The organism is Sphingomonas kaistensis, assembly GCF_036884275.1.
Taxonomy (GTDB): domain Bacteria; phylum Pseudomonadota; class Alphaproteobacteria; order Sphingomonadales; family Sphingomonadaceae; genus Sphingomicrobium; species Sphingomicrobium kaistense_A.
Window position 1 is genome coordinate 1,500,900 of sequence record NZ_CP145607.1, and the last position, 20,038, is coordinate 1,520,937.

The 20,038-nt window shown below is 66.4% G+C and carries 19 protein-coding genes; 12 read left to right on the forward strand and 7 right to left on the reverse strand.

Annotated elements, in window-relative coordinates; all coding sequences use genetic code 11:
* The first annotated feature begins 165 nt into the window (after positions 1-165).
* Together yghU and V6R86_RS07445 are read left to right on the forward strand one after the other, a co-directional pair.
* Positions 166-1,002, forward strand: a complete 837-nt coding sequence (yghU, locus tag V6R86_RS07440) for a glutathione-dependent disulfide-bond oxidoreductase (protein WP_338503321.1) — start codon at positions 166-168, stop codon at positions 1,000-1,002.
* A 68-nt stretch (positions 1,003-1,070) separates the two neighbouring features.
* Entirely contained in the window at positions 1,071-3,428 is a 2,358-nt protein-coding gene (locus V6R86_RS07445) for a DUF305 domain-containing protein (protein WP_338503322.1), read from the forward strand.
* Positions 3,429-3,515: 87 nt separating this feature from the next.
* Here the strand turns inward: V6R86_RS07445 and ubiB are convergent, their stop codons facing one another.
* On the reverse strand, positions 3,516-5,057 hold the full coding sequence (gene ubiB, locus V6R86_RS07450; protein ID WP_338503324.1) for a 2-polyprenylphenol 6-hydroxylase: 1,542 nt from the start codon (positions 5,055-5,057) through the stop codon (positions 3,516-3,518).
* The gene (locus V6R86_RS07455; protein WP_338503326.1) at positions 5,054-5,785 is read right to left on the reverse strand and encodes a class I SAM-dependent methyltransferase; all 732 of its coding nucleotides are present in this window, start codon (positions 5,783-5,785) and stop codon (positions 5,054-5,056) included. Before V6R86_RS07455 ends, ubiB begins: the two co-directional genes overlap by 4 nt.
* A gap of 50 nt (positions 5,786-5,835) precedes the next feature.
* Between V6R86_RS07455 and mutM the strand changes: the two genes are divergently transcribed.
* The 3 genes from mutM to dnaA all read left to right on the forward strand — a co-directional run bounded on the left by mutM (position 5,836) and on the right by dnaA (position 8,820).
* Positions 5,836-6,642, forward strand: a complete 807-nt coding sequence (gene mutM / locus V6R86_RS07460) for a bifunctional DNA-formamidopyrimidine glycosylase/DNA-(apurinic or apyrimidinic site) lyase (RefSeq protein WP_338503328.1) — start codon at positions 5,836-5,838, stop codon at positions 6,640-6,642.
* Between the two features lie 113 nt (positions 6,643-6,755).
* Positions 6,756-7,019 carry a 30S ribosomal protein S20 gene (gene rpsT / locus V6R86_RS07465; protein WP_338503330.1) on the forward strand — a complete coding sequence of 88 codons (264 nt, stop codon included), beginning with the start codon at positions 6,756-6,758 and terminating at the stop codon, positions 7,017-7,019.
* Positions 7,020-7,413: 394 nt separating this feature from the next.
* Positions 7,414-8,820, forward strand: a complete 1,407-nt coding sequence (dnaA, locus tag V6R86_RS07470) for a chromosomal replication initiator protein DnaA (RefSeq protein WP_338505447.1) — start codon at positions 7,414-7,416, stop codon at positions 8,818-8,820.
* Positions 8,821-8,906: 86 nt separating this feature from the next.
* Here dnaA and V6R86_RS07475 read toward each other — a convergent pair whose 3' ends face one another.
* On the reverse strand, positions 8,907-10,073 hold the full coding sequence (locus tag V6R86_RS07475; RefSeq protein ID WP_338503332.1) for a glycosyltransferase family 1 protein: 1,167 nt from the start codon (positions 10,071-10,073) through the stop codon (positions 8,907-8,909).
* Positions 10,074-10,178: 105 nt separating this feature from the next.
* Here V6R86_RS07475 and V6R86_RS07480 point away from each other — a divergent pair, with 105 nt between their 5' ends.
* Genes V6R86_RS07480 through V6R86_RS07490 form a run of 3 tightly spaced genes read left to right on the forward strand, consistent with a single transcriptional unit; the run spans position 10,179 to position 11,591 of the window.
* On the forward strand, positions 10,179-10,688 hold the full coding sequence (locus tag V6R86_RS07480) for a DNA-deoxyinosine glycosylase (RefSeq protein ID WP_338503334.1): 510 nt from the start codon (positions 10,179-10,181) through the stop codon (positions 10,686-10,688).
* Between the two features lie 32 nt (positions 10,689-10,720).
* Positions 10,721-11,011 carry a hypothetical protein gene (locus V6R86_RS07485; RefSeq protein ID WP_338503336.1) on the forward strand — a complete coding sequence of 97 codons (291 nt, stop codon included), beginning with the start codon at positions 10,721-10,723 and terminating at the stop codon, positions 11,009-11,011.
* Positions 11,012-11,060: 49 nt separating this feature from the next.
* The gene (locus tag V6R86_RS07490) at positions 11,061-11,591 is read left to right on the forward strand and encodes a sterol desaturase family protein (RefSeq protein ID WP_338503338.1); all 531 of its coding nucleotides are present in this window, start codon (positions 11,061-11,063) and stop codon (positions 11,589-11,591) included.
* Here the strand turns inward: V6R86_RS07490 and V6R86_RS07495 are convergent.
* The 3 genes from V6R86_RS07495 to crtY are packed head-to-tail and all read right to left on the reverse strand — an operon-like array spanning position 11,542 to position 15,091.
* On the reverse strand, positions 11,542-12,480 hold the full coding sequence (locus V6R86_RS07495) for a phytoene/squalene synthase family protein (protein ID WP_338503340.1): 939 nt from the start codon (positions 12,478-12,480) through the stop codon (positions 11,542-11,544). The genes V6R86_RS07490 and V6R86_RS07495 overlap by 50 nt on opposite strands.
* Positions 12,477-13,955, reverse strand: a complete 1,479-nt coding sequence (locus V6R86_RS07500; RefSeq protein ID WP_338503342.1) for a phytoene desaturase — start codon at positions 13,953-13,955, stop codon at positions 12,477-12,479. The genes V6R86_RS07495 and V6R86_RS07500 overlap by 4 nt, the downstream gene beginning before the upstream one ends.
* On the reverse strand, positions 13,952-15,091 hold the full coding sequence (crtY, locus tag V6R86_RS07505; protein ID WP_338503343.1) for a lycopene beta-cyclase CrtY: 1,140 nt from the start codon (positions 15,089-15,091) through the stop codon (positions 13,952-13,954). The genes V6R86_RS07500 and crtY overlap by 4 nt, the downstream gene beginning before the upstream one ends.
* A 93-nt stretch (positions 15,092-15,184) precedes the next feature.
* On the opposite strand from crtY, the gene V6R86_RS07510 reads away from it, so the two are divergent.
* Together V6R86_RS07510 and V6R86_RS07515 are read left to right on the forward strand one after the other, a co-directional pair.
* Complete coding sequence (locus V6R86_RS07510; RefSeq protein WP_338503345.1) at positions 15,185-15,634, forward strand: DUF2141 domain-containing protein; 450 nt, start codon at positions 15,185-15,187, stop codon at positions 15,632-15,634.
* A gap of 79 nt (positions 15,635-15,713) precedes the next feature.
* Positions 15,714-16,778 carry a phytanoyl-CoA dioxygenase family protein gene (locus V6R86_RS07515; RefSeq protein ID WP_338503347.1) on the forward strand — a complete coding sequence of 355 codons (1,065 nt, stop codon included), beginning with the start codon at positions 15,714-15,716 and terminating at the stop codon, positions 16,776-16,778.
* Positions 16,779-16,956: 178 nt separating this feature from the next.
* Here V6R86_RS07515 and V6R86_RS07520 read toward each other — a convergent pair whose 3' ends face one another.
* Positions 16,957-17,703 carry an outer membrane protein gene (locus V6R86_RS07520; RefSeq protein ID WP_338503349.1) on the reverse strand — a complete coding sequence of 249 codons (747 nt, stop codon included), beginning with the start codon at positions 17,701-17,703 and terminating at the stop codon, positions 16,957-16,959.
* A 310-nt stretch (positions 17,704-18,013) separates the two neighbouring features.
* On the opposite strand from V6R86_RS07520, the gene V6R86_RS07525 reads away from it, so the two are divergent.
* A complete protein-coding gene (locus V6R86_RS07525; RefSeq protein WP_338503351.1) occupies positions 18,014-19,015 on the forward strand; it encodes a KpsF/GutQ family sugar-phosphate isomerase in 1,002 nt (333 codons plus the stop codon).
* Between the two features lie 7 nt (positions 19,016-19,022).
* Positions 19,023-19,823: a manno-octulosonate cytidylyltransferase gene (locus tag V6R86_RS07530; RefSeq protein ID WP_338503353.1), complete on the forward strand. Its 801-nt coding sequence runs from the start codon at positions 19,023-19,025 to the stop codon at positions 19,821-19,823.
* Positions 19,824-20,038: the final 215 nt, after the last annotated feature.

Genomic DNA, 20,038 nt, shown 5'->3' on the forward strand with positions numbered 1-20,038 from the left:
AGGCTTCCAACCTTGCCGAGGTGTCGAGAGAGTGGATGCGGCCCCGCATGGGGCGGCGATGCCACTTATAGTCCTACATGGGAAGGCAGGAACATCGGGGTGACCTCTTGGCGGGGCGGGCGGCGACCCCATGTGGCGGCATGACAGACAGGGAGCAGCCTCAAGATGACCGATTACGTGCCGCCCAAGGTATGGACCCCCAAGCCCGCCGAAGGGCGCTTCGCCGCGATCAACCGGCCGGTCGCTGGCGCGACCCACGACAAGGAGCTGCCGGTCGGCGAGCATCCGCTGCAGCTCTACAGCCTCGGTACCCCCAACGGGCAGAAGGTAACCATCCTGCTCGAGGAACTGCTGGCGGCGGGGTTCGACCAGGCGGAATATGATGCCTGGCGGATCGACATCATGGAGGGCGACCAGTTCGGCTCCGGCTTCGTCGGGATCAATCCCAACAGCAAGATCCCGGCGCTGGTCGATCGCAGCGGGCCTGAGCCGGTGCGGGTGTTCGAGAGCGGGGCGATCCTGCTGTATCTGGCGGAGAAGTTCGGCGCCCTGCTCGGCACCAGTCGGGCGGAAACGCTGAGCTGGCTGTTCTGGCAGATGGGCTCGGCCCCGCTCCTGGGTGGCGGGTTCGGGCATTTCTTCGCTTATGCGCCGGTGAAGATCGAATATGCGATCGATCGCTACACGATGGAAGTGAAGCGGCAGCTGTCGGTGCTCGACCAGCGGCTGGCGCAAAGCGAGTTCATCGCGGGCAACGACTACAGCATCGCCGATATCGCGATCTGGCCGTGGTATGGATCGGTGGTGCGCGGACGCATCTACGAGGGTGCGGACGAGTTCGTCGGCGCGTCGGAATATGCCAACGTCAAGCGCTGGGCCGATCAGATCTGGGAGCGCCGGGCGGTGAAGCGCGGATGGAGCGTCAACCGCACTTACGGGCCGGAGAACGAGCAACTGGCCGAGCGGCATTCGGCCGCCGATCTCGACAAGCTGGGGCTCTGACAAACGAGCGCTTGGCAAGGGCGAGAGGGACGCTAGGCTCGCCTCGATCCTGAGGAGAGTCCCGTTCCATGAAGTCGTCCATTTTCGCGCTTGCCGCCCTGCTGTCGTCCACCGCGTTCGCGCAGGGGGCACCGATCGTTCAGCCCGGCGCCCCGGGGCAGGCGAGCCGGACCATCGATGCGACCACCGCGAGCCGGATCGCAGACACCAGCTATTCGGCCTACGACGTCACTTTCCTGCAGGACATGATCCCGCACCACGCGCAGGCGACGCAGATGACCGCGCTGGTCGCGGGGCGGACCAATCGGCCCGAGATCCTGCAGATGGCCAAGCGGATCGATGCGACGCAGTCGGACGAAATGGCGTGGATGCGCAAATGGCTGGCCGATCGCGGGCAGGCGACGGCGAACCCGCATGCCGCGCATATGATGATGGACGCCGGCCACATGACCCGCATGGGCATGGCGACCCCGGCTCAGCTGGCCGAAATGCAGGCCGCCAAGGGCGTGGCCTTCGATCGGCTGTTCCTGACCCGGATGATCAATCACCACGCCGGCGCGGTGCGGATGGCGCAGGAACTGACCGGGCGCGGCGGCACCGCGGCGGACCCCGGCCTCAACGCTTTCGTGGTCGATCTGGTCAAGGAGCAGCAGGAAGAGATCAAGCGGATGACCGCGCTGCTCGGCACCGTCGTCGAGGATCCGCGCACTGCGCTGGCGGCCGGGACCAACAAGGCGGGGCAGGCGATCCGCGGCATGACGCTGGTCGCCAGCCTGCCCAAGCCGACCGGCTTCTTCGATCCTCGCAATCCGTATGACCTGCCGGCCAAGGCTTTGGTCAAGCCGGGCCAGAAGCCGCCGGAAGGGGCCGGCCGCTCGCCGCTCCTGAGCTTCGCGCAGACCGACATGGCGTTCCAGGGCGATGTGCTGGCGACCGGCAATTATCACGGCTTCAACCTGTACCGGGTGAGCCCGACCGGCGGCGCGCCGCAACTGGTGAGCTCGGTCATCTGCCCGGGCGGGCAGGGCGATCTGAGCATCGTCGGCAATCTTCTGATCATGTCGGTCGAGCAGGGCCGCGGGCGGCTCGATTGCGGGCGGCAGGGGATCCAGGAAGCGGTCAGCCCCGAGCGGTTCCGCGGCATCCGCATTTTCGACATTTCGAACCTCCAGCAGCCGCGCCAGGTCGGCGCGGTGCAGACCTGCCGCGGGAGCCATACACACAGCGTGGTGTCGGGGCCGGGGCGTGACGGCAAGATCATCGTTTATGTCTCGGGCACCGCGGGCGTCCGCTCGGCGCAGGAAATCCCGAGCTGCATCGCCGATCCGGGCTCGATGCAGTCGGCGCTGTTTTCGATCGACGTTATCGAGATCCCGGTCGCCAATCCGGCGGCGGCGCGGATCATCGACCGGCCGCGCGTGTTCGGCGATCCGGCGACGGGGAGCATCTCGGGCCTTTGGGCCGGCGGCGACCACGGCGATGGGACGCAGGACACGGCGCAGACCGACCAGTGCCACGACATCACCGTGTTTCCGAGCGCCAAGATCGCGGCGGGCGCCTGCTCGGGCAACGGCATCCTCCTCGACATCAGCAATCCGGCCAAGCCCAAGCGGATCGACCAGGTGGTCGACCCGACCTTCGCTTATTGGCACTCGGCGACCTTCAACAATGACGGCACCAAGGTGCTGTTCACCGACGAATGGGGCGGCGGCGGGCGGCCGCGCTGCCTGGTCAGCGATCCCACCAATTGGGGCGCCAACGCCATCTACGACATCGAGGGGCAGAAGCTCCGGTTCCGCAATCACTACAAGCTGCCCGCCGCGCAGACGAGCCAAGAGAATTGCGTCGCGCACAACGGGTCGATCATCCCGGTTCCGGGCCGCGATCTGTTCGTGCAGGCCTGGTATCAGGGCGGGATCTCGATCAGCGATTTCACCGACAGCAGCCGGCCGACCGAGATCGGTTATTTCGACCGCGGGCCGGTCTACAAGGACGAGCTGGTGATGGGCGGCTTCTGGTCGGCTTATTATTACAAGGGCCGGATCTACGGGACCGAGATCGCGCGCGGGCTCGACGTGCTGGCGTTGCAGCCGTCGGCGCAACTGTCGAGCAACGAGATCGCGGCGGCGGCGCTGGCGGTCTATCCCGACAATCGCTTCAACCCGCAGCAGCAGGCCCCGGTGAGCTGGCCTGCGGTGCCGGTGGTGGCGGCGGCTTATGTCGATCAGCTGGAGCGGGCGGGGAGCCTGCCGGCGGCGCAGATCGCTCAGCTTCGGCAGGCGATCGCCCGGCCGAACGCCGGGCAGCTGCGCGGGCTCGCGAGTGGCTTGCGGGCGCCGGCCGACCCGATCGCGGCCAAGCGGGTGGCGGCGCTGAAGGACGTGCTGAGCCGCATGGGCAGCGGGTCGCGGGTGGCGTCGAAGTAGGATCTCGCGTCGTCGCGGCGCAGGCCGGGACCTCGTGCGGTGGAGCGCTTCTGCCGAATGAGGTCCCGGCCTTCGCCGGGACGACGATTAGACGCCGAACAAGTAGAGCGCCGCCGCACCGGCAGCGGCGCCGAGCACCGCGACCGCCACGTCGCGCCACGCGGGGCGTGGCAGTTGCTTCACGTCGACGTTGACTTCCGGAAGCTCGGGCGGGGCGCCGCCGGGGGCGGGGAAGTAATGGTCGATGCGGTCGATAAGGCTGGGAAGCTTTTCAAGGCTGCGCTTCCATTCGAGGAGGCGGTCGGCGATGGCGGCTTCGGGGCCGAGTTCGGTGCGGATCCATTCGCGCAGGAAGGGTTCGGCCGATTCCCACATGTTGATGTCGGGATCGAGGAAGGTGGCGACGCCTTCTTCCATCACCATCGTCTTTTGCAGCAGCAATAGGTGCGGCTGGGTCGGCATGTCGAAGTCGCGGGTGATCGAAAACAGCCCTTCGAGCATCCGCCCGACGCTGATGTCCTTGACCGGCAACCCTCGGATCGGCTCGCCCACGGCGCGGAGCGCGGTGGCGAACTCCTCGGCATTGTGGTGCGGGGGGACGTACTGCGCTTCGAAATGGATGTCGGCGACGCGGCCATAGTCACCGGTGATGAGGCCGTAGAGGATTTCGGCCAGCCAGCGGCGGGCGCGGCGGTCGATGCGACCCATGATGCCGAAATCGATCGCGGCAAGGCGGCCATCGGGGAGGGCGAACAGATTGCCCTGGTGGAGATCGGCATGAAAGAAGCCGTCGATCACCGCCTGGCGGAGGAAGGCTTTCACCAGGATGTTGGCGAGCGCGCGGGGGTCGTGGCCGGCGTCGAGCAATTGGTCGCGCTTGGATAGCTTGATGCCGTCGAGCCATTCCAGCGTCAGGACGCGGCGGGCGGTTCGGCGCCAGTCGATCTCGGGAACGTAGAAGCCGGCTTCGGCGACCATATTCTCCTTGAGCTCGGAGGCCGACGCCGCCTCGCGCTGGAGGTCGAGCTCGCGCCGGGTCCATTGCCGGAAGTGGGCGATGACGGTTTTCGGGCGAAGGCGGCGGATTTCGTCGCCGGCGTGCGCCTCGAGGTGGGCGGCGGCCCATTCATAGGTTTCGAGCGCTTCGGCGAAGGTTTCCTCGATCCCGGGACGGAGGACCTTGACCGCGACCTGCCGGCCTTCGGTGGTGACGGCGCGGTGGACCTGCGCGATCGAGGCGGCGCCGACGGGGGTTTCGTCGAATTCGCTGAACAGGCTTTCGAGCGGGGCTTCGAGCGCTTGTTCGATCGCCTTGCGGATCAGCGGAAAGGGCGCGGGCGGAAGCGAATCCTGGAGCGCGAAGAGGTTGTGCGCGGCTTCCTCGCCGACGAGGTCGGGGCGGGTAGCCAGTGCCTGGCCGAATTTGATCGCCGCGGGGCCAAGCTGCTGCAGCGCGGCGGCGTAATCGGGCTTGGCGGGTTGGCTGAGGCCGAAGCGGGCGAGGCGGACGATGCGGCGGGCGAACGGCGGGGTGAGGGGATCGCGCTCGACCCCCTGCAACGCGCCGTAACGCGCCAAGGTGCGGCCCCAGCGGAGGATACGCAGGAGGTGGGTGAGCGAAGAACTCAAGCCTTCCACCCCGACCAGATGCAGACGAGCCCGCCCATCGAGGTTTCGGTGCGAGTGCGGGTGAAGCCCGCTTCGCCGATCATCCGTTCGAAGTCGTAGGGCTTGGGAAAGCGGCGGATACTTTCGACGAGGTAGCGATAGCTCGCTTCGTCGTTGGTGACGGCCTTGCCGATCTTGGGAATGGCCTTGTCGGCCCACAGATCATAGGCCTCACCGAAACCCGGCCAGTCGCTGGTCGAGAATTCGAGCACGAAGAGGCGACCGCCGAATTTCAGGACCCGGTGGGCTTCGCGCAGCGCCTTGGGGATGTCGGTGACGTTCCGGATGCCGAAGGCGATGGTGTAGGCGTCGAAGCTGCGGTCGGCGAAGCTCAGGGTTTCGGCATTCTGGACCGACCAGCTGAGGCCTTCGATGCCCTTCTTCTGCGCGCGTTGTTCGCCGACGCCGAGCATGTCGGCGTTGATGTCGCTGACGGTCACCGCCGCGCCGCGCTTGGCCATGCGGAAGGCGATGTCGCCGGTGCCGCCGGCCATGTCGAGGATATGTTCGTGGGCCTGCGGCTTCACGCGGTTGACGAAGCGGTCTTTCCACAGGCGGTGCATGCCCGCGCTCATCAGGTCGTTCATCACGTCGTAGCGGCGGGCGACCGAGGAGAAGACCTCGCCGACCTTGCGGGTCTTTTCCTCGGGGGTGACACGCTGGTCGCCGAATTGCACGAAATCGCTCATGGGGGGCGCTCTAGCGGTGCCGGGCTCCCCGCGCCATATGGGCCAAAGAGATGCCCGAGCTTCCCGAAGTCGAAACCACCGTGCGCGGGCTGGCCAAAGTGCTCGACGGCCGCCGGCTGACGCGCGTCGAGGCGCGGCGGGCGGATTTGCGGCGGGCGTTTCCGGAGGATCTCGGGCAGCGGCTGACCGGGGCGACGGTGACGGGCCTCGGGCGGCGGGCGAAATACGGGCTGATCCATACCGACCGCGACGACACGATGGTGTTTCACCTCGGCATGAGCGGGCGGTGGCGGATCGATCCCAGCGCGGACGAGCCGCACGATCATCTGGCGCTGGAGACCGACGATGCGCACCGGCTGGTGCTGAATGATCCGCGGCGGTTCGGGAGCGTCGATCTGGTGCGCACGGCGGACTTGGCGGAATGGGGACCGTTCAAGGACCTTGGGCCCGAGCCGTTCGATCTGACCGCGAAGGAGCTGAAGCGGCGGCTTCAAGGACGAAGTGCCGCGATCAAGCTGATGCTGCTCGATCAGAGGGTCGTCGCGGGGCTCGGCAATATCTACGTCTGCGAGGCGTTGTTTCGGGCGGGGATCAATCCGCGGCGGGCGGCGGGCAAGGTCAGTCTCGAGCGATTGAAGCGGCTGGTGCCGGCGATCCATGCGGTGCTGGCCGAGGCGATCGAGGCCGGGGGATCGACCTTGCGCGATTATGCCGCGCCCGATGGCGAGCTCGGCTATTTCAGCAAGAGCTTCTCGGTCTACGACCGCGAGGGCGAGCCGTGCCCGTGCGGCGGAACGGTAAAGCGATTCGCGCAGGGCGGACGCTCGACCTGGTATTGCCCGGCCTGCCAGCGCTGAGCCGAGTTGACCATGCGGGGCGCTTCGGTTAGGGGAGCGCCCAATCGGTGCGTGCCGCCTGTGGCCGCGCCGCTTTTCGTTTCATACAGCATCTTTAGGGAACCGAGCCGACCATGGCGAACACGCCGCAAGCCAAGAAGCGCATCCGCCGCAACAACCGCCGCGCCGAAATCAACGGCGCGCGCGTCAGCCGTATCCGGACCTTCATCAAGGCCGTCGAATCGGCGCTGCTGGCGGGCGACAAGGGTGCGGCGTCGGAAGCCTTGAAGCTGGCCCAGCCGGAACTGCAGCGCGGAGTCGCGCGCGGCGTGCTTCACAAGAACACTGCGTCGCGCAAGTTCTCGCGCCTGACCAAGCGGGTTTCGTCGCTGGGCTAAAACGCTTCGGCTCGATCGAGATCGAAGAGGCCGCCGGATGCGAATCCGGCGGCCTTTTTCGTTACGTCCATAAAACCATTTGAGTTCAGCGATTCGCATCCTCTCTCTCTTGAGGATCGCTTCTGAAACGGCTGAAAACCGCCATTAACTCGGCTTCTCCTCACAAATGCGTGTCAAGCGGCTTTATTTCACTTCCGTGAAAAATTGCCGTTGTCAGACGCCCCCGCAATGCTCCAGAAAACCCTTCCGGCAGTGATTCCACTGGGGGGGTCCAAGCAAGGCCAGGAATGGGCGTGTCGACACCGGTCGGCGCGAGCGCTCTTCCTTTGCCTGCGATGGAGCGCAGCCGGCGCGGACACATGGAGGCAGGCGGGCAGTGAGCGGTTTCGGAGATATGGATCAGGGACGGGGTGGTGCAGCGGAGCTGGCGGACGCCGGTGATAGCTCGCCGCTCGGCGCCGCCTGGGCCGCGATCCGGACCGGTCTTCGCCGCGATTGCGGCGCGCGAACCTTCGATGGCTGGCTGAAGCCTGCCGAACTGGGCGCGTTCGATCCCGATTCGGGCAGCCTCGAGATCGTCATGCCGAGCCAGTTCATGGCCGACTGGGTGCGCAGCCATTTCGGCGAGCGGCTGCAGCTTGCCTGGCGCACGACCCTGCCGGTCGTGCGCGACGTGCGGGTCGTGGCCTGCGAAGGCGGCCCCAGGCCCGCACCGCTGCTGATCCTCGACGAAGAACCGATTCCCGCCGAGCGCAAGGTTGCCGCCGCGGTGCATCCACGCCCGGCGTTCGATCCGCGCTACAGCTTCGCAAGCTTCGTCGTCGGCAAGGCGAACGAGGTTGCCGCCACCGCCGCCAAGACGCTGGCCGAAGCGTCGACGGTGACATTCAATCCGCTGTTCCTGCACGGCGGCACCGGACGCGGCAAGACCCACCTTTTGCACGCGCTCGGCCAGCGCTTTCTCGAGCTCAACCCGGACGCGCAGGTCGTGATGATGAGCGCCGAGAAGTTCATGGTCGAGTTCGTCCGCGCGATTCGCGAAAACGACACGATCGGATTCAAGCAGCGGCTGCGCAGCGCGGACCTGCTGCTGATCGACGACGTCCAGTTCATTGCCGGCAAGGAATCGACGCAGGAAGAATTCTTCCACACGATGAACGAGATCATCAACGCCGGTAAGCGGCTGGTGATCACCTCGGACCGCGCGCCGCAGGACCTCGACGGGATCGCCCCGCGCATTCTGTCGCGCCTCAGCTGGGGGCTGGTGGCGGACATCAATGCCGCCGACCTGGAACTGCGCTACAATATCCTGATGGCCAAGCTCGCGCTGCTGCCCGGCATCAGCATGGCCCCCAACGTGGTCGATTTCCTCGCCCGCCGGCTGACCAATTCGATTCGCGAACTCGAAGGCGCGCTTAATCGGATCGGCGCTTATGCGCTGATGACCGGGCGGGCGATCGACCTCGAATTCGTCGAGGAAGTGCTGGCCAACGTGCTGCGCGCCAATCAGCGGCGGATCAGCATCGACGAAATCCAGACCCGCGTCGCCGATCATTATTGCATCCGCAAGGCAGAGATGGTGTCGGCCCGGCGTGCCCGCGAAGTCGCCCGGCCGCGGCAGGTGGCGATGTATCTGAGCAAGCAACTGACGCCCAAGTCGCTGCCGGATATCGGCCGCCGCTTCGGTGGGCGCGATCATACGACCGTGATCCATGCGGTGAAGCAGATCGAGAAATTGCGCGCGAGCGATCCCGATATCGATGCGGCGATCCGGTTGCTGACCCGCCAGCTCGAGGGCTGACATTTCATCGTCCCGGCGCAGGCTGGGATCCCGGTCGAACTTGCGCTCTTGACTGCTGAGGTCCCGGCCTGCGCCGGGACGACGGCTCAGCCCTGCATCCGGCTGAGCCGCTCGCGCCGTTCGATGGCGCGGATGTAGGTCTTGAGCACCGCGCCGTTGATCACGTCCCAATCCTGCGTCTTGGCAAAGGCGAGGCCGGCGGCGCCGTGGCGGGCGCGAAGCTCGGGGTCGGCGGCGTAGGCGGCGATGGCGGCGGCAAGCGCGGCAATGTCGCCGGGTTCGGCCAGCGTGCCGGTTTCGCCATCGCGGACGAGGTTGGTGGCCCCGGTGGCGGCCGCGGCGACCACGGGTAGTTCGCAGGCCATCGCTTCCAACGTGACGTTGCCGAAGGTCTCGGTGATCGAGGGGTTGAGGAAGATGTCGGCGCTGGCGAGCGCGCGGGCGAGATCGTCTTTTTCCTGGTGGCCGACGAAAATACCGCCGGGGAGCGCTTTCTCGAACCACGGGCGGGCGGGGCCTTCGCCGATCACCAGCACCTTGTGGGGCACGCCCATTGCAGTCAGTTCGTCGTGCACGGCGGCGAACACGTCGAGGCCTTTTTCCATCACGATGCGGCCGAGAAAAGCGACCACCAGTTCGTCGTCGCCGATGCCGAGGCTGCGGCGCCATTCGAGGCTTCGCCGTTCGGGATTGAACTGGGTGCGATCGACCCCTCGCGACCAGATGGCGATGTTGCGGTTCATCCGCTGCGCGCGGAGCACGGCGGCGGTGGATTCGGCCGGCACCAGGAGCGCGTCGCAGCGCAGGTACAGGCGGCGGAGCGCGGCGCGGACGGTCGGTTCGAGCAGTTCGAGGTGGTAATAGGCAAGATAGGTTTCGAAGCGGGTGTGGACCGAGGCCACCGCCGGGATCTTGCGCTTGCGGGCCCAGCTGACCGCGCGGTGCGCGCTGATGTCGGGGCTGGCGATGTGGACGATGTTGGGGGCGAAGGCTTCGAGATCCTTGCGGACGGCGCGGGTTAGGCCGAGGGGCAGACGATATTCGGGCCGGCCGGGCGCCGCGATCGAGGGCAGGGAGACGAGATCGCCGGTGGCCGGAAAGGCGGGGTGCTCGACCGTGGGCGAATAGGTGCGGACCTTGCATCCCTGGCGCAGGAGAAAACCGACCAGCCGATTCAGCGCCTGGTTGGCACCGTCACGCACATAATTGTAATTGCCCGACACAAGGGCGATGCGAAGGTCCTCAGGCGCCATGGCAGCGGCCTTTAGCGGCGGGGCCGCGGGTTCGTCCAATCGCGGCTGCTGCGGCTGAGCAGGATGGCGAACAGGCCGAGGATGGCAAGATGAAAGGGACGGGGCATGGACGTTCCTAGCATGAACGGCGGAGTGAAGCATGGGTTGCCGCCGGTGGCACGGGCCGATGCGCGGTTGCTGCTGCTGGGGAGCCTGCCGGGCGAGGCGTCGCTGGCCGCGGCGCGCTATTACGCGCACCCGCGCAATGGGTTCTGGCGGTTGATGGAGCAGGTGACGGGGGTGGCGCTCGACGCGCTGCCTTATGACGAGCGGATCGAAAGGTTGGGGGAGCGGCGGGTGGCGTTGTGGGACGTGGTGCATGCGGCGCGGCGCGAAGGGAGCCTGGACGGGCAGATGCGCGCGATCGAGATGCGCGACCTGGCGGCTTTTGTCGCAGGGTTGCCTGAATTGCGGGCGATCGGGTTCAACGGCGGCACCGCGGCGCGGCTGGGGCGACGGGCGCTTGGCGGCGCTGGGCTGAGGCTGGTCGACCTGCCTTCGTCGAGCCCGGCCTATACCCTGCCGTTAGCCGACAAGGCGGCGCGGTGGGCCTCGCTGGCGGCCTTTCTCGATTGACCTTGGGCCCGGCCCTGTCTCAAAGCTACGGCATGGCTGACGAAGTCGAAGACGAAGCGGGCGCGGACGAGCGCGAACAATTGTCGATGGTGGACGAGGCGCTGGTCGCCGGAACCATCGCCAACACCAATGGCCTCTTGGTCATTCTCGCCAAGCTGGTGTCGCGCGGGGTGTTCGACGAGAGCGATCTGAAGGCGTTCAGCGACAGCTATTCCAAGCCGCTCGACCATGAAGGCATGCGCGAGAACGAACTGGTCAGCCAGATGCAGGACCAGATGGAAAGCACGCTGGCCGAACTGATGCGGTTTATCGCCGAACGCTAGGGCAATTGGTCCGGGTGACGGGCGCGCCTGCTGCTCCTATATCGCTGCCATGTCCTGGCTTTCCGGCCCTTTCCTGCTCGCGGCGACGATCCTCGTGATGGAGGGCTTCGCCTACGTGCTGCACCGCTTCGTGATGCATTCGAAGTGGGGCTGGGCATGGCACGAGAGCCATCACCGCGAGCGCGAGGGTTGGTTCGAGCGCAATGACCTCTACGCCGTGGTTTTCGCCCTGCCGTCGATCCTGCTGATCTGGGGCGGGCTGAATGGCGGATGGGGCGACTGGGCGACGTGGGTGGGTGCCGGGGTCGCGGTCTATGGCGTGATCTATTTCGGCTTTCACGACGTCATCGTGCACGGCCGCCTGCCGCACCGGATCGTGCCGCGCTCGACCTATTTCAAGCGGATCGTTCAGGCCCACAAATTGCATCATGCGGTGGAGAGCCGCGACGGGGCGGTCAGCTATGGCTTTCTCTATGCGCCGCGGGTCGAGGTGCTGAAGCAGGCGCTGAAGGCGAGCGCCGAAGCGCGGGTCAGGGCCGCGAAGGGCGCGTCCACAGCACATTCCTCGGAACGGGTTTGACCGGCCACAGCGCTTCCCAGAAGGCTTCCATCACCAGCGCGGCTTTCTCGGCCTTGGACGTGCTAATGCGGCCATCCCAAGCATTGGGTCCGAGGGCGGCGGCGCGGGTCGCGATCTCGCCGTAGATGCCGCTTGCCGACAGCACCGCCCAGCGGCTGCGGAAGGGCAGGCTCGCTGCGCCGATGCGGGCCGAGCGGCGATAGTCGTCGGCCATGTCGCTGAGGCGGTGGGCGAGGCGGGCGAGCGCGCGGCGATGTTTGGGATCGGCGAGGTCTGCGCCGGCGAGGCCCTCGGCCTCCAGCCAGTCGGACGGCAAATAGACCCGGCCGACGCGGGCATCCTCGACGATGTCGCGGGCGATGTTGGCGAGCTGAAAGGCGATTCCGAGGTCGGCGGCGCGGTGCAGCGTGTCCTCGTCGGAAGCGGGCACGCCCATGACATGCGCCATCATGACGCCCACCGCGCCGGCAACCTGATAGCAATAGGAGAGGAGATCGTCGGTGGTGGTCGGGCGCCAGCCTGCCGCGTCGCGCTCGAAGCCGGCAAGATGATCGGCGGCGATGGCTTGGGGAATGGCGCAATCGGCGGCGACCACCCGCAAGGCCTCGAACGGGAGCAGGCCGGTCTCTTCGCCGGCAAAGGCGGCGGCGGTCTTTTCGTGGAGGAAGGCGATGCGGGCGGCGGGGTCGGCGACGCGCGCGGCATCGTGGCCCAGCGTCTGGCCATCGGTGATGTCGTCGCAGGCGCGGCACCAGCTATAGAGCAACCAGCTTCGCTCGCGCGTCGGCAGGTCAAACAGCTGGCTGGCGAAGCGGAAGCTCTTGGAGCCCTGCGAAATGCTTTCCAGCGCGCCCGCGACCAGCCGCGCCCGTTCGTCGCCCGCAATCACGCGAGCATCAGTCCCGCGGTTGCCTCCGCGCTGCCGACCACGCCGGGGATACCCGCGCCCGGATGGGTGCCGGCACCGACAAAGTACAGATTGCGCAGCTTGTCGTCGCGATTGTGAGTGCGGAACCAGGCCGATTGCCACAGCACCGGCTCGAGGCTGAAGGCCGAGCCGAGGTGGGCGGCGAGATCGGTGCTGAAATCAGCCGGGGTGTAGTGGAAGATGGTTCGGATGCGGCTGCGGATGTCGGGGATCAGGCGCTCGGCCAATGTGTCGAGCACGACTTCCTGATATTTCGGCCCTTCGACTGCCCAATCGACGTCGGCGCGGGCGGCGTTGGGGACGGGCGCCAGGGCGTAGAAGGTCGAGCAGCCGGGCGGGGCCATCGACGGATCGGTGATGGTCGGGTGGTGGAGATAAAGCGCCGGGTCGGTGGCAAGCTTGCCCGTCTTGTAGATGTCGTTGACCAGCCCGCCGTAGCGCGGTCCGAACAGGATGGTGTGGTGGGCGATGTCGAAGGTGCCCTCGAGCCCGAAGTGCAGGACGAACAGGCCGGGGGAGAAGCGCTTGCGCTTCAAGGCGCGGACCTGTTGTGGACCGCGGCTGGAACCCTGGATCAGGCCGTAGCTGTGGACCACGTCGCCGTTGGACGCGATCGCGTCGGCGCTAGCGCTCCAGCCCGAGCGGGTGCGGACACCGGTGACGCGGTCTTCGGTCGCGGTGATCGAGCTGACCGGATCGCCGAGCCGAATGGTGCCGCCGATCCGCTCGAAATGACGGACCATGCCGGCAATCAGCTTGTTGGTGCCGCCTTTCGCGAACCACACGCCGCCGTCGCGCTCCAGCTTGTGGATGAGGGCGTAAATCGACGAGCAGGTCATCGGATTGCCGCCGACCAGCAGGGTGTGGAAGCTCAGGGCCTGGCGGAGATGTTCGTCCTTCACGTAGCTCGAGACGATCGAATAGACCGAGCGCCAGGCCTGATATTTGGCCAGTGCCGGAGCGGCTTTCAGCATGTCGCCGATGCTTTCGAACGCCTTGGTGCCGAGCTTGACGTAGCCTTCCTTGAAGACCCCCGCGCTGTAGGCGAGAAAGCGCTGGTAGCCGGCCCAGTCGTCGGGATTGAGCGCGTCCATCGCGGCTTTCAGCTCGGCGTCGTCGTTGGTGTAGTCGAACACCACGCCATCGGGCCAGCTCAAGCGATAGAAGGGTTTGACCGGCACAAGGTCGACGTCCTCGGCCATGTCATGGCCCGACAGCTTCCACAGGCGCTGGAGGCAGTCGGGATCGGTGATGACCGTGGGGCCGGCATCGAACACGTGGCCGTCTTTTTCCCACACGTAGGCGCGGCCGCCGGCCTTGTCGCGGGCTTCGACGATGGTGGTCTGGACGCCTGCCGACTGGAGGCGGATGGCGAGGGCGAGCCCGCCAAAGCCGGCGCCGATCACGATGGCGGTCTTGTATGGCGAAGCGGTCACAAACGGTCCTTCAATACTCGAAGTGCCCGGAACACGGGCACGGGGGGCTTGCCGGACAGGATGCGGACCTTGTCCAGCCCGCTGCTCGTCCCCGCATAGAAGCGGGCGATCAAGGGGCCGGAAAGACGGTAGAAACGCTCCAGCACGCGATATCGGTCAGGTGGGGCCGCCGCGCCGAACAGCAAGGCGGTCAGAAGGCGGTAGAAGCCGCCGCGCTTCCAATGCTTGCGCGCACGGGCGCGGGTGGCGGCGGCGAGGCGGGGGCCGAGCGGCGCATCCTCGGCCAGCCAGACGGCGAAGCGGACGGCGTCAGGCAGCGAATAGCTGGTCAGCGGATGGAAGAAGCCGCCACGCGCGCCGGCGCGGGCGACGGGATCGTGCCTTGGCCAGAGGCGGTCGAAATCGCCGCCGGTGACGACGGGGAGCGCGCCGTCTTCTTCGCGAGTGCGCGCCGCTACCTGCCAGCCTTGCGCCGCTGCATAATCGCCGATGCGGTCGCGAAGACGATCGTGATCGATCTCCGGACCGTCGGAATAATAGGTATCCTCGACGAATAATTCGGTGGGCGAAAAGGGCAGGCAGTAAACGAAACGGTAGCCGTCGTGCTGCTCGACCCGCGCGTCCATGACGATCGGGTGGGAGAGGCCGTGGCCTTGGGGGATGGTGAGGAGCTGGCCGACGAATTTCTGCCAGCCGAGGTCGAGCCCCTCGGCCTTGCCGCCGCGCGCGTCGAGGACGGCGGTCGCGTCGATGCGCTCGCCGCTGTCGAGAACGACGTGGGTGGGGCCAAGATCGCGGACGGTGGCTTGGCGGATTTCGTCCGACTTCAGGGCCGCGCGCACCGCACGGTCGAGCGCTTCGCTTTCGATGGTCTGGTAGGGTTGCGCGAGATGCCGGCTGTGGCCCGGGAAGTGGACGTCGTAGCCGGCCCAGCGGTGACCGATCAGCGGGTCGGTCAGCCAGCGATGGCCGGGCGCCACGTCGCTTTCGAAAAAAGACCACAGGTGATTGCCGCCGATGGTGGCATCGGGTTCGACCAGCAGGAGCGTGAGATCGGGACGACGTCGGCGCAGCGCGAGGGCGCAAAGACCTCCGGCGAGCCCACCACCAACGATCACCAGGTCACACGATGCCATGAAGATTGCGGTCTAGCGTGTCGTGGCTGCGCTGGCGACCCCGGCCAAGGCCCGTTAATCGGGGGAAAAGGGCTTGGGTGGCAAAGGCGGGCTATGGATATCAGGCGGATCGGGGTGGCAGCGGCGTCGCTGCTGGTGGCAGGGGCGACGATCGGGGCAGGGGTGCGGGGGGGCGCCGACCTTCAGGTGCAATTGTCGGGCGTCCGCTCCGGCAAGGGCGTGGTGCATCTTTGCCTGACCGCGAGCCCGGGCAAGTTCCTCGATTGCAAGTCGGATCCGGCGGCGGTCTCGCGGACGCTGGCGGCAGGGGCGGCGGGGCGGGTCGACCTCGGCCCGGTCCGGCCCGGCACCTATGCGTTGCTGGTCGTCCATGACGAGAACCGCAACGGCAAGCTCGACATGATGATGGGTATCCCGCGCGAAGGCTTCGGCTTTTCCAACAACCCGGCAATGAAACCGCGCGCGCCGAAGTGGGAGGAAATCCGCTTCGCCATGCCGGCAAGCCCGAGCGTCCAGCAGATCCGCGTCCGCTACGTCCTGTAACCGGGGCAAGCCAACCAACGGTCGTTTTGCGAGGCACAGCCACTGGCTGTTCCTGCAACCTGTTCTTATTATGGGCACGATGTCGTTGACGCGGTGGTGGCTTTTTCCGGTTTGGTTCGTCGCCCTGTTCACCGGGGCCAAGAGCTTCGTCGACAATCCCCTGCTCGGCTCCAAACGCCTCAACCGGATGGGCCTGCACCGCTGGCGCGTGTGCCTTGCGCATCAGGTCACCGCGCTCCGGCGGCGCCGGTTGGCGGCACGGGTCGATCCGGCGCTTCGCCGCCAGTTCGATGAGAAGGGCTATTTTCAGGTCGAGCAATGGCTGCCCCCGGCCGAGTTTGCCGCGCTGGTCGAAAAGGTATCCGCGCTGGAGGCTGGTTGCCGGTCGCATCAGCAGGGCGACACCGTAACCGTGCGCGTGCCGTTCGATCCGGCGGTCGTTCGCGCGGTTCCGGAACTGGGGTCGGTGCTCGAGGAAGGGCGCTGGAGGGCGCTGCTCGGCTATGTCGCGGGGTCGGGCGTCAGGCCACTCTACTATCTTCAGGCGATCGAGGGCGGGGTCAGCGCCGGCCCGCCCGATCCGCAGCAGGACCTGCACGCGGATACCTTTCAGCCCTCGATGAAGGCGTGGCTGTTCCTGACCGACGTGGGCGCGGACGATCGGCCGCTGACCTATGTGCCTGGTTCGCACCGGCTGACCCCGGAGCGGCTTTCCTGGGAGGAGCGCAAGAGCCTGGAGGTCGTGGAGCGCGGCGATCGCCTGTCGCAGCGCGGATCGTTTCGGGTTCGCGAGGACGAACTGGCCGACCTGGGATTGCCGCCGCCCGTCAGCTTCTGCGTGCCCGCCAATACCCTTGTCGTGATCGACACCTGCGGGTTCCATGCCCGTGCCGCGTCGGATCGGCCGAGCCTGCGCGTCGAATTATGGGCGATGCAGCGGCGGCAGCCTTTCTTGCCGTGGGTCGGCCGGGGCCTGCTTCCGCTGTCGCTGGACGGGCGGGCGAGCTGGCTGCTCCGCCTTGCCGATCTTCTCGATCGGTGGGGCTTGCGCAAACAGCATTGGACGCCGGCGGGTCCGTGGGGGGCACGGCTCCGGTCACTGCAGCTTCCGGTGAGCGTCGAAGCAGAGCGCCGCGAAGCCTGACGATTTGTGGCCGCCGGATGCGGCCTTGGAAAAAAATTGACCGAGCGATCGGCCTTGCCACGCTGCGGATGGCGTAGCGACTTTCGGTCGCTGGACGGCGGACAAACAAAAGGCCTGCCCACGAACCCGTGAGCAGGCCTCTCGTTCTCACCTGCGCTTGCGCGCAGGCGCCGAAGCGTTAGCCGCGGACCGGAGCAACCGGCGGCGGCGGCGGCGGCGGCGGCGGCACCGGGCACGCGTCGGTCGCCAGGATCACCGACCCATCCGGGCAGGTCTGCGTGGCGGGCGGCGGCGGCGGAGCCGGCTCAGCAACCGGGGGCGGCGGCGGCGGGGGCGGCGGAAGGACGTCCTGACCACCGAAGCGCAGGCCGAGGCTCACCAGACCGGTGATCCGCGACGAGTTGGTGCGGTAGTTCGAATAGGTGCCTTCAGCCTTCAGGTACAGCGGCGAACCGAGCTGCTGCTCGACGCCGGCACCGGCGAGCCAGCCGCGGGTGTTGTACTTGTTGTAGTAGTCACGGCCCGGAGCGTCCGAGTCGAAATACTTGCGCTGGGCGTTCACGACGTAGGCGCCGCGGACGTAGAACAGGGTGCTCGGGCCCGACACGAAGCCGAGGCGACCGCCGACCTGATATTCTTCCCAGGCCTTGCGATAGGCAACGCCAGCGCCGTCACGGGTGACGTTTTCCGGCTTGGCGAACATGATGCCGATTTCCGGACCGACGGTGAGGGTGTCACCGAGCGCGAAATCGAAACCAGCCGAGGCGCCAACCGCGAGCTTGGTCTTGTTGTTGCCTTCCGAATAGAAACGGGTCGCGCCAACGCCGGCGTCGATCCGGAACCCATCGAAATTATTCTGCGCGCTGGCCGGGGTGGCCGCGAGCATCGCTGCGGAAAGCAGCAGCGGTACCTTCAAGTTCTTCATTTAACTCCCCTTTTCTACAATTATCTTCGGAGTACGGTGGTTAAATACAAAGCGAAACTAACGAAGTCCTTAAGAAGCACCTGTCGTTTTGCACATGAGTATCTGCCTCATACAGAGCCCAATACCAAAGACGGAAGCATTTGTTCCGGACCAATGATCAAGTTCGATTCCACCGTTGCGTTTGCGCAACATTGGAGGTGAGCCCTTGCGGCCACAGGTAGCGGCAACAGCATCCGGGATGCACGTAAATACTTCATCTTTACCAATTTATCGCTATGGCGAGATGCTCGGTTTAGTGGGGAGCTCCTTCATGGGTATCGGCTTTGCCGTTCCTAAGGTTTTAACAAGCGACGGAATTTTGCGGCGCGGCGTCGAGGTCATTGCGGCCGAGGCGGATGCGCTTCGTCTGATGGGCGAGCGGCTGGACAGCGACTTCGTCGACGCCTGCCGCACCATCTATTCCGCGGCCGGTCGCATCGTCATCACCGGGATGGGAAAATCGGGTCACGTCGCGCGCAAGTGGGCGGCGACCATGGCGGCCACCGGCACGCCGGCGATCTACGTGCATCCGGCCGAAGCGGCTCACGGCGATCTCGGGATGCTTATCCCGGGCGACGTGCTGCTGGTCATTTCCAATTCGGGCAACACCGGTGAACTGCGTCCGTTCCTGCGCTATGCCAAGTCGATCAACGTCGACATCATCGGTGTTGCCTCGCAGCGCGAATCGTTGGTCATGCAGCAGGCGACGGTGAAGCTTTGCTATCCGGCGGTGCGTGAAGCGTGCCCGGCCAATGTCGCGCCGACCACCTCGACCACGCTTCAGATCGCGCTTGGCGATGCAATCGCGCTGGCGGTGATGGACATGCGTGGTTTTTGCCTGGAGCGGATGAAGAACCTGCACCCCGGCGGAACGCTCGGCACCCGCATGACCTCGGTGCGCGAGGTGATGACCCGTTCCGACCTGCCGCTGATCGCCGAAGACGCGGACATGAACGAGGTGGTCGATGCGATGACCTCGTCGGGCCTCGGCATCGCCGGCGTGATCGACATGGCGGGGCGCCTCAAAGGCGTGATCACCGACGGCGACCTGCGCCGCAACATTCATCAGCTGCACGGTGCCGAAGCGGCGTCGGTGATGAACAAGGCGCCGGTGATCGTTGAGCCACAGATGCTGGTCGACGAGGTGTTGCGCATCCTCAACACCAACGAGATCACCGCGGCGTTCGTGATCGAGCCCGATGCGGCCGTGAACAATCGCGTGCCGATCGGGGTGATTCACGTTCACGACCTCCTGCGACTGGGCCTCGGCTAAGCCCGCAATGGTGGCTGATTTTGCGGTTCTGATTCCCGCTCGTTTCGCGTCGACCCGCTATCCCGGCAAACCGCTCGCCACGCTTCGAGGCGCGACGGGCATTGCCAAGACGCTGGTGCAGCGCAGCTGGGAATGTGCCAGCGGGATTGAGGGCTGCCGGGGCGTGTGGGTCGCAACCGACGACGAGCGCATCGCCGCTGAGGTCGAGCGGTTCGGCGGCCAGGTGGTGATGACCTCGCCCGAGTGCGCCAACGGCACGGAACGCTGCGCGGATGCGCTGCGGACACTCGACTGCGATGCCGACGTCATCGTCAATCTGCAAGGCGATGCACCGCTGACGCCGGCGTGGATGGTGCCGCAGCTCGTCGAGCGGCTGACGGACGATCCGCAGCTCGCGATGACCACCGCGGCGATCCGATGCAATGCGACTATGCTGGAGCATTTGCAGACCGACGAAGCGGCGGGGCGGGTCGGCGGCACCACCGCCGTCTTCGATCGCCACCAGCGGGCGCTGTATTTTTCCAAGCGGATCATTCCCTATCTGCCGGCCGACGCGCGCAATCAGGCGCCGGTGTTCTTGCATCTTGGTGTCTATGCCTATCGCCGCGCCGCGCTGCGGGACTATGCGGCGGCCGAGCCATCGGTGCTGGAGCAGAGCGAGGGGCTGGAGCAGCTTCGTTTCCTCGACCTTGGCCTGCCCGTCGGCGTGTGCACGGCCGAGCCGCTCGGCTGGGATCCGATCGAGCTCAACAATCCGAGCGACGTTCCGGTGATCGAGCGACTGTTAGCGGCACGCGGCATCGCCTAGGACTTCTCCATGGCAAGATCTTTGCGTGACCAGCAGCCTGCCCGGGTGCGGGCGTCGAGCTTGCGCGCGCGCGCTCATCTGGAGGCCCTCCGGCGCGAGCCGATCGCTTACGTTCGGGCAGTTTACTGGCGACTTCGGCGATTGAAGGTCAGGTCGCGGCAGCATTTTGCAGCTCTGCTGGGCAGAACCACTCTTGCGTATGACCTTTGGCTAAA

Bases quoted from the DNA above. Each gene is read 5' to 3' on its own strand.
- yghU (WP_338503321.1), top strand. From the start codon at position 166: ATGACCGATTACGTGCCGCCCAAGGTATGGACCCCCAAGCCCGCCGAA.
- V6R86_RS07445 (WP_338503322.1), top strand. From the start codon at position 1,071: ATGAAGTCGTCCATTTTCGCGCTTGCCGCCCTGCTGTCGTCCACCGCG.
- V6R86_RS07455 (WP_338503326.1), bottom strand. From the start codon at position 5,785: ATGAGCGATTTCGTGCAATTCGGCGACCAGCGTGTCACCCCCGAGGAA.
- mutM (WP_338503328.1), top strand. From the start codon at position 5,836: ATGCCCGAGCTTCCCGAAGTCGAAACCACCGTGCGCGGGCTGGCCAAA.
- rpsT (WP_338503330.1), top strand. From the start codon at position 6,756: ATGGCGAACACGCCGCAAGCCAAGAAGCGCATCCGCCGCAACAACCGC.
- dnaA (WP_338505447.1), top strand. From the start codon at position 7,414: ATGGATCAGGGACGGGGTGGTGCAGCGGAGCTGGCGGACGCCGGTGAT.
- V6R86_RS07475 (WP_338503332.1), bottom strand. From the start codon at position 10,073: ATGGCGCCTGAGGACCTTCGCATCGCCCTTGTGTCGGGCAATTACAAT.
- V6R86_RS07480 (WP_338503334.1), top strand. From the start codon at position 10,179: ATGGACGTTCCTAGCATGAACGGCGGAGTGAAGCATGGGTTGCCGCCG.
- V6R86_RS07485 (WP_338503336.1), top strand. From the start codon at position 10,721: ATGGCTGACGAAGTCGAAGACGAAGCGGGCGCGGACGAGCGCGAACAA.
- V6R86_RS07490 (WP_338503338.1), top strand. From the start codon at position 11,061: ATGTCCTGGCTTTCCGGCCCTTTCCTGCTCGCGGCGACGATCCTCGTG.
- crtY (WP_338503343.1), bottom strand. From the start codon at position 15,091: ATGGCATCGTGTGACCTGGTGATCGTTGGTGGTGGGCTCGCCGGAGGT.
- V6R86_RS07510 (WP_338503345.1), top strand. From the start codon at position 15,185: ATGGATATCAGGCGGATCGGGGTGGCAGCGGCGTCGCTGCTGGTGGCA.
- V6R86_RS07515 (WP_338503347.1), top strand. From the start codon at position 15,714: ATGTCGTTGACGCGGTGGTGGCTTTTTCCGGTTTGGTTCGTCGCCCTG.
- V6R86_RS07520 (WP_338503349.1), bottom strand. From the start codon at position 17,703: ATGAAGAACTTGAAGGTACCGCTGCTGCTTTCCGCAGCGATGCTCGCG.
- V6R86_RS07525 (WP_338503351.1), top strand. From the start codon at position 18,014: ATGGGTATCGGCTTTGCCGTTCCTAAGGTTTTAACAAGCGACGGAATT.
- V6R86_RS07530 (WP_338503353.1), top strand. From the start codon at position 19,023: ATGGTGGCTGATTTTGCGGTTCTGATTCCCGCTCGTTTCGCGTCGACC.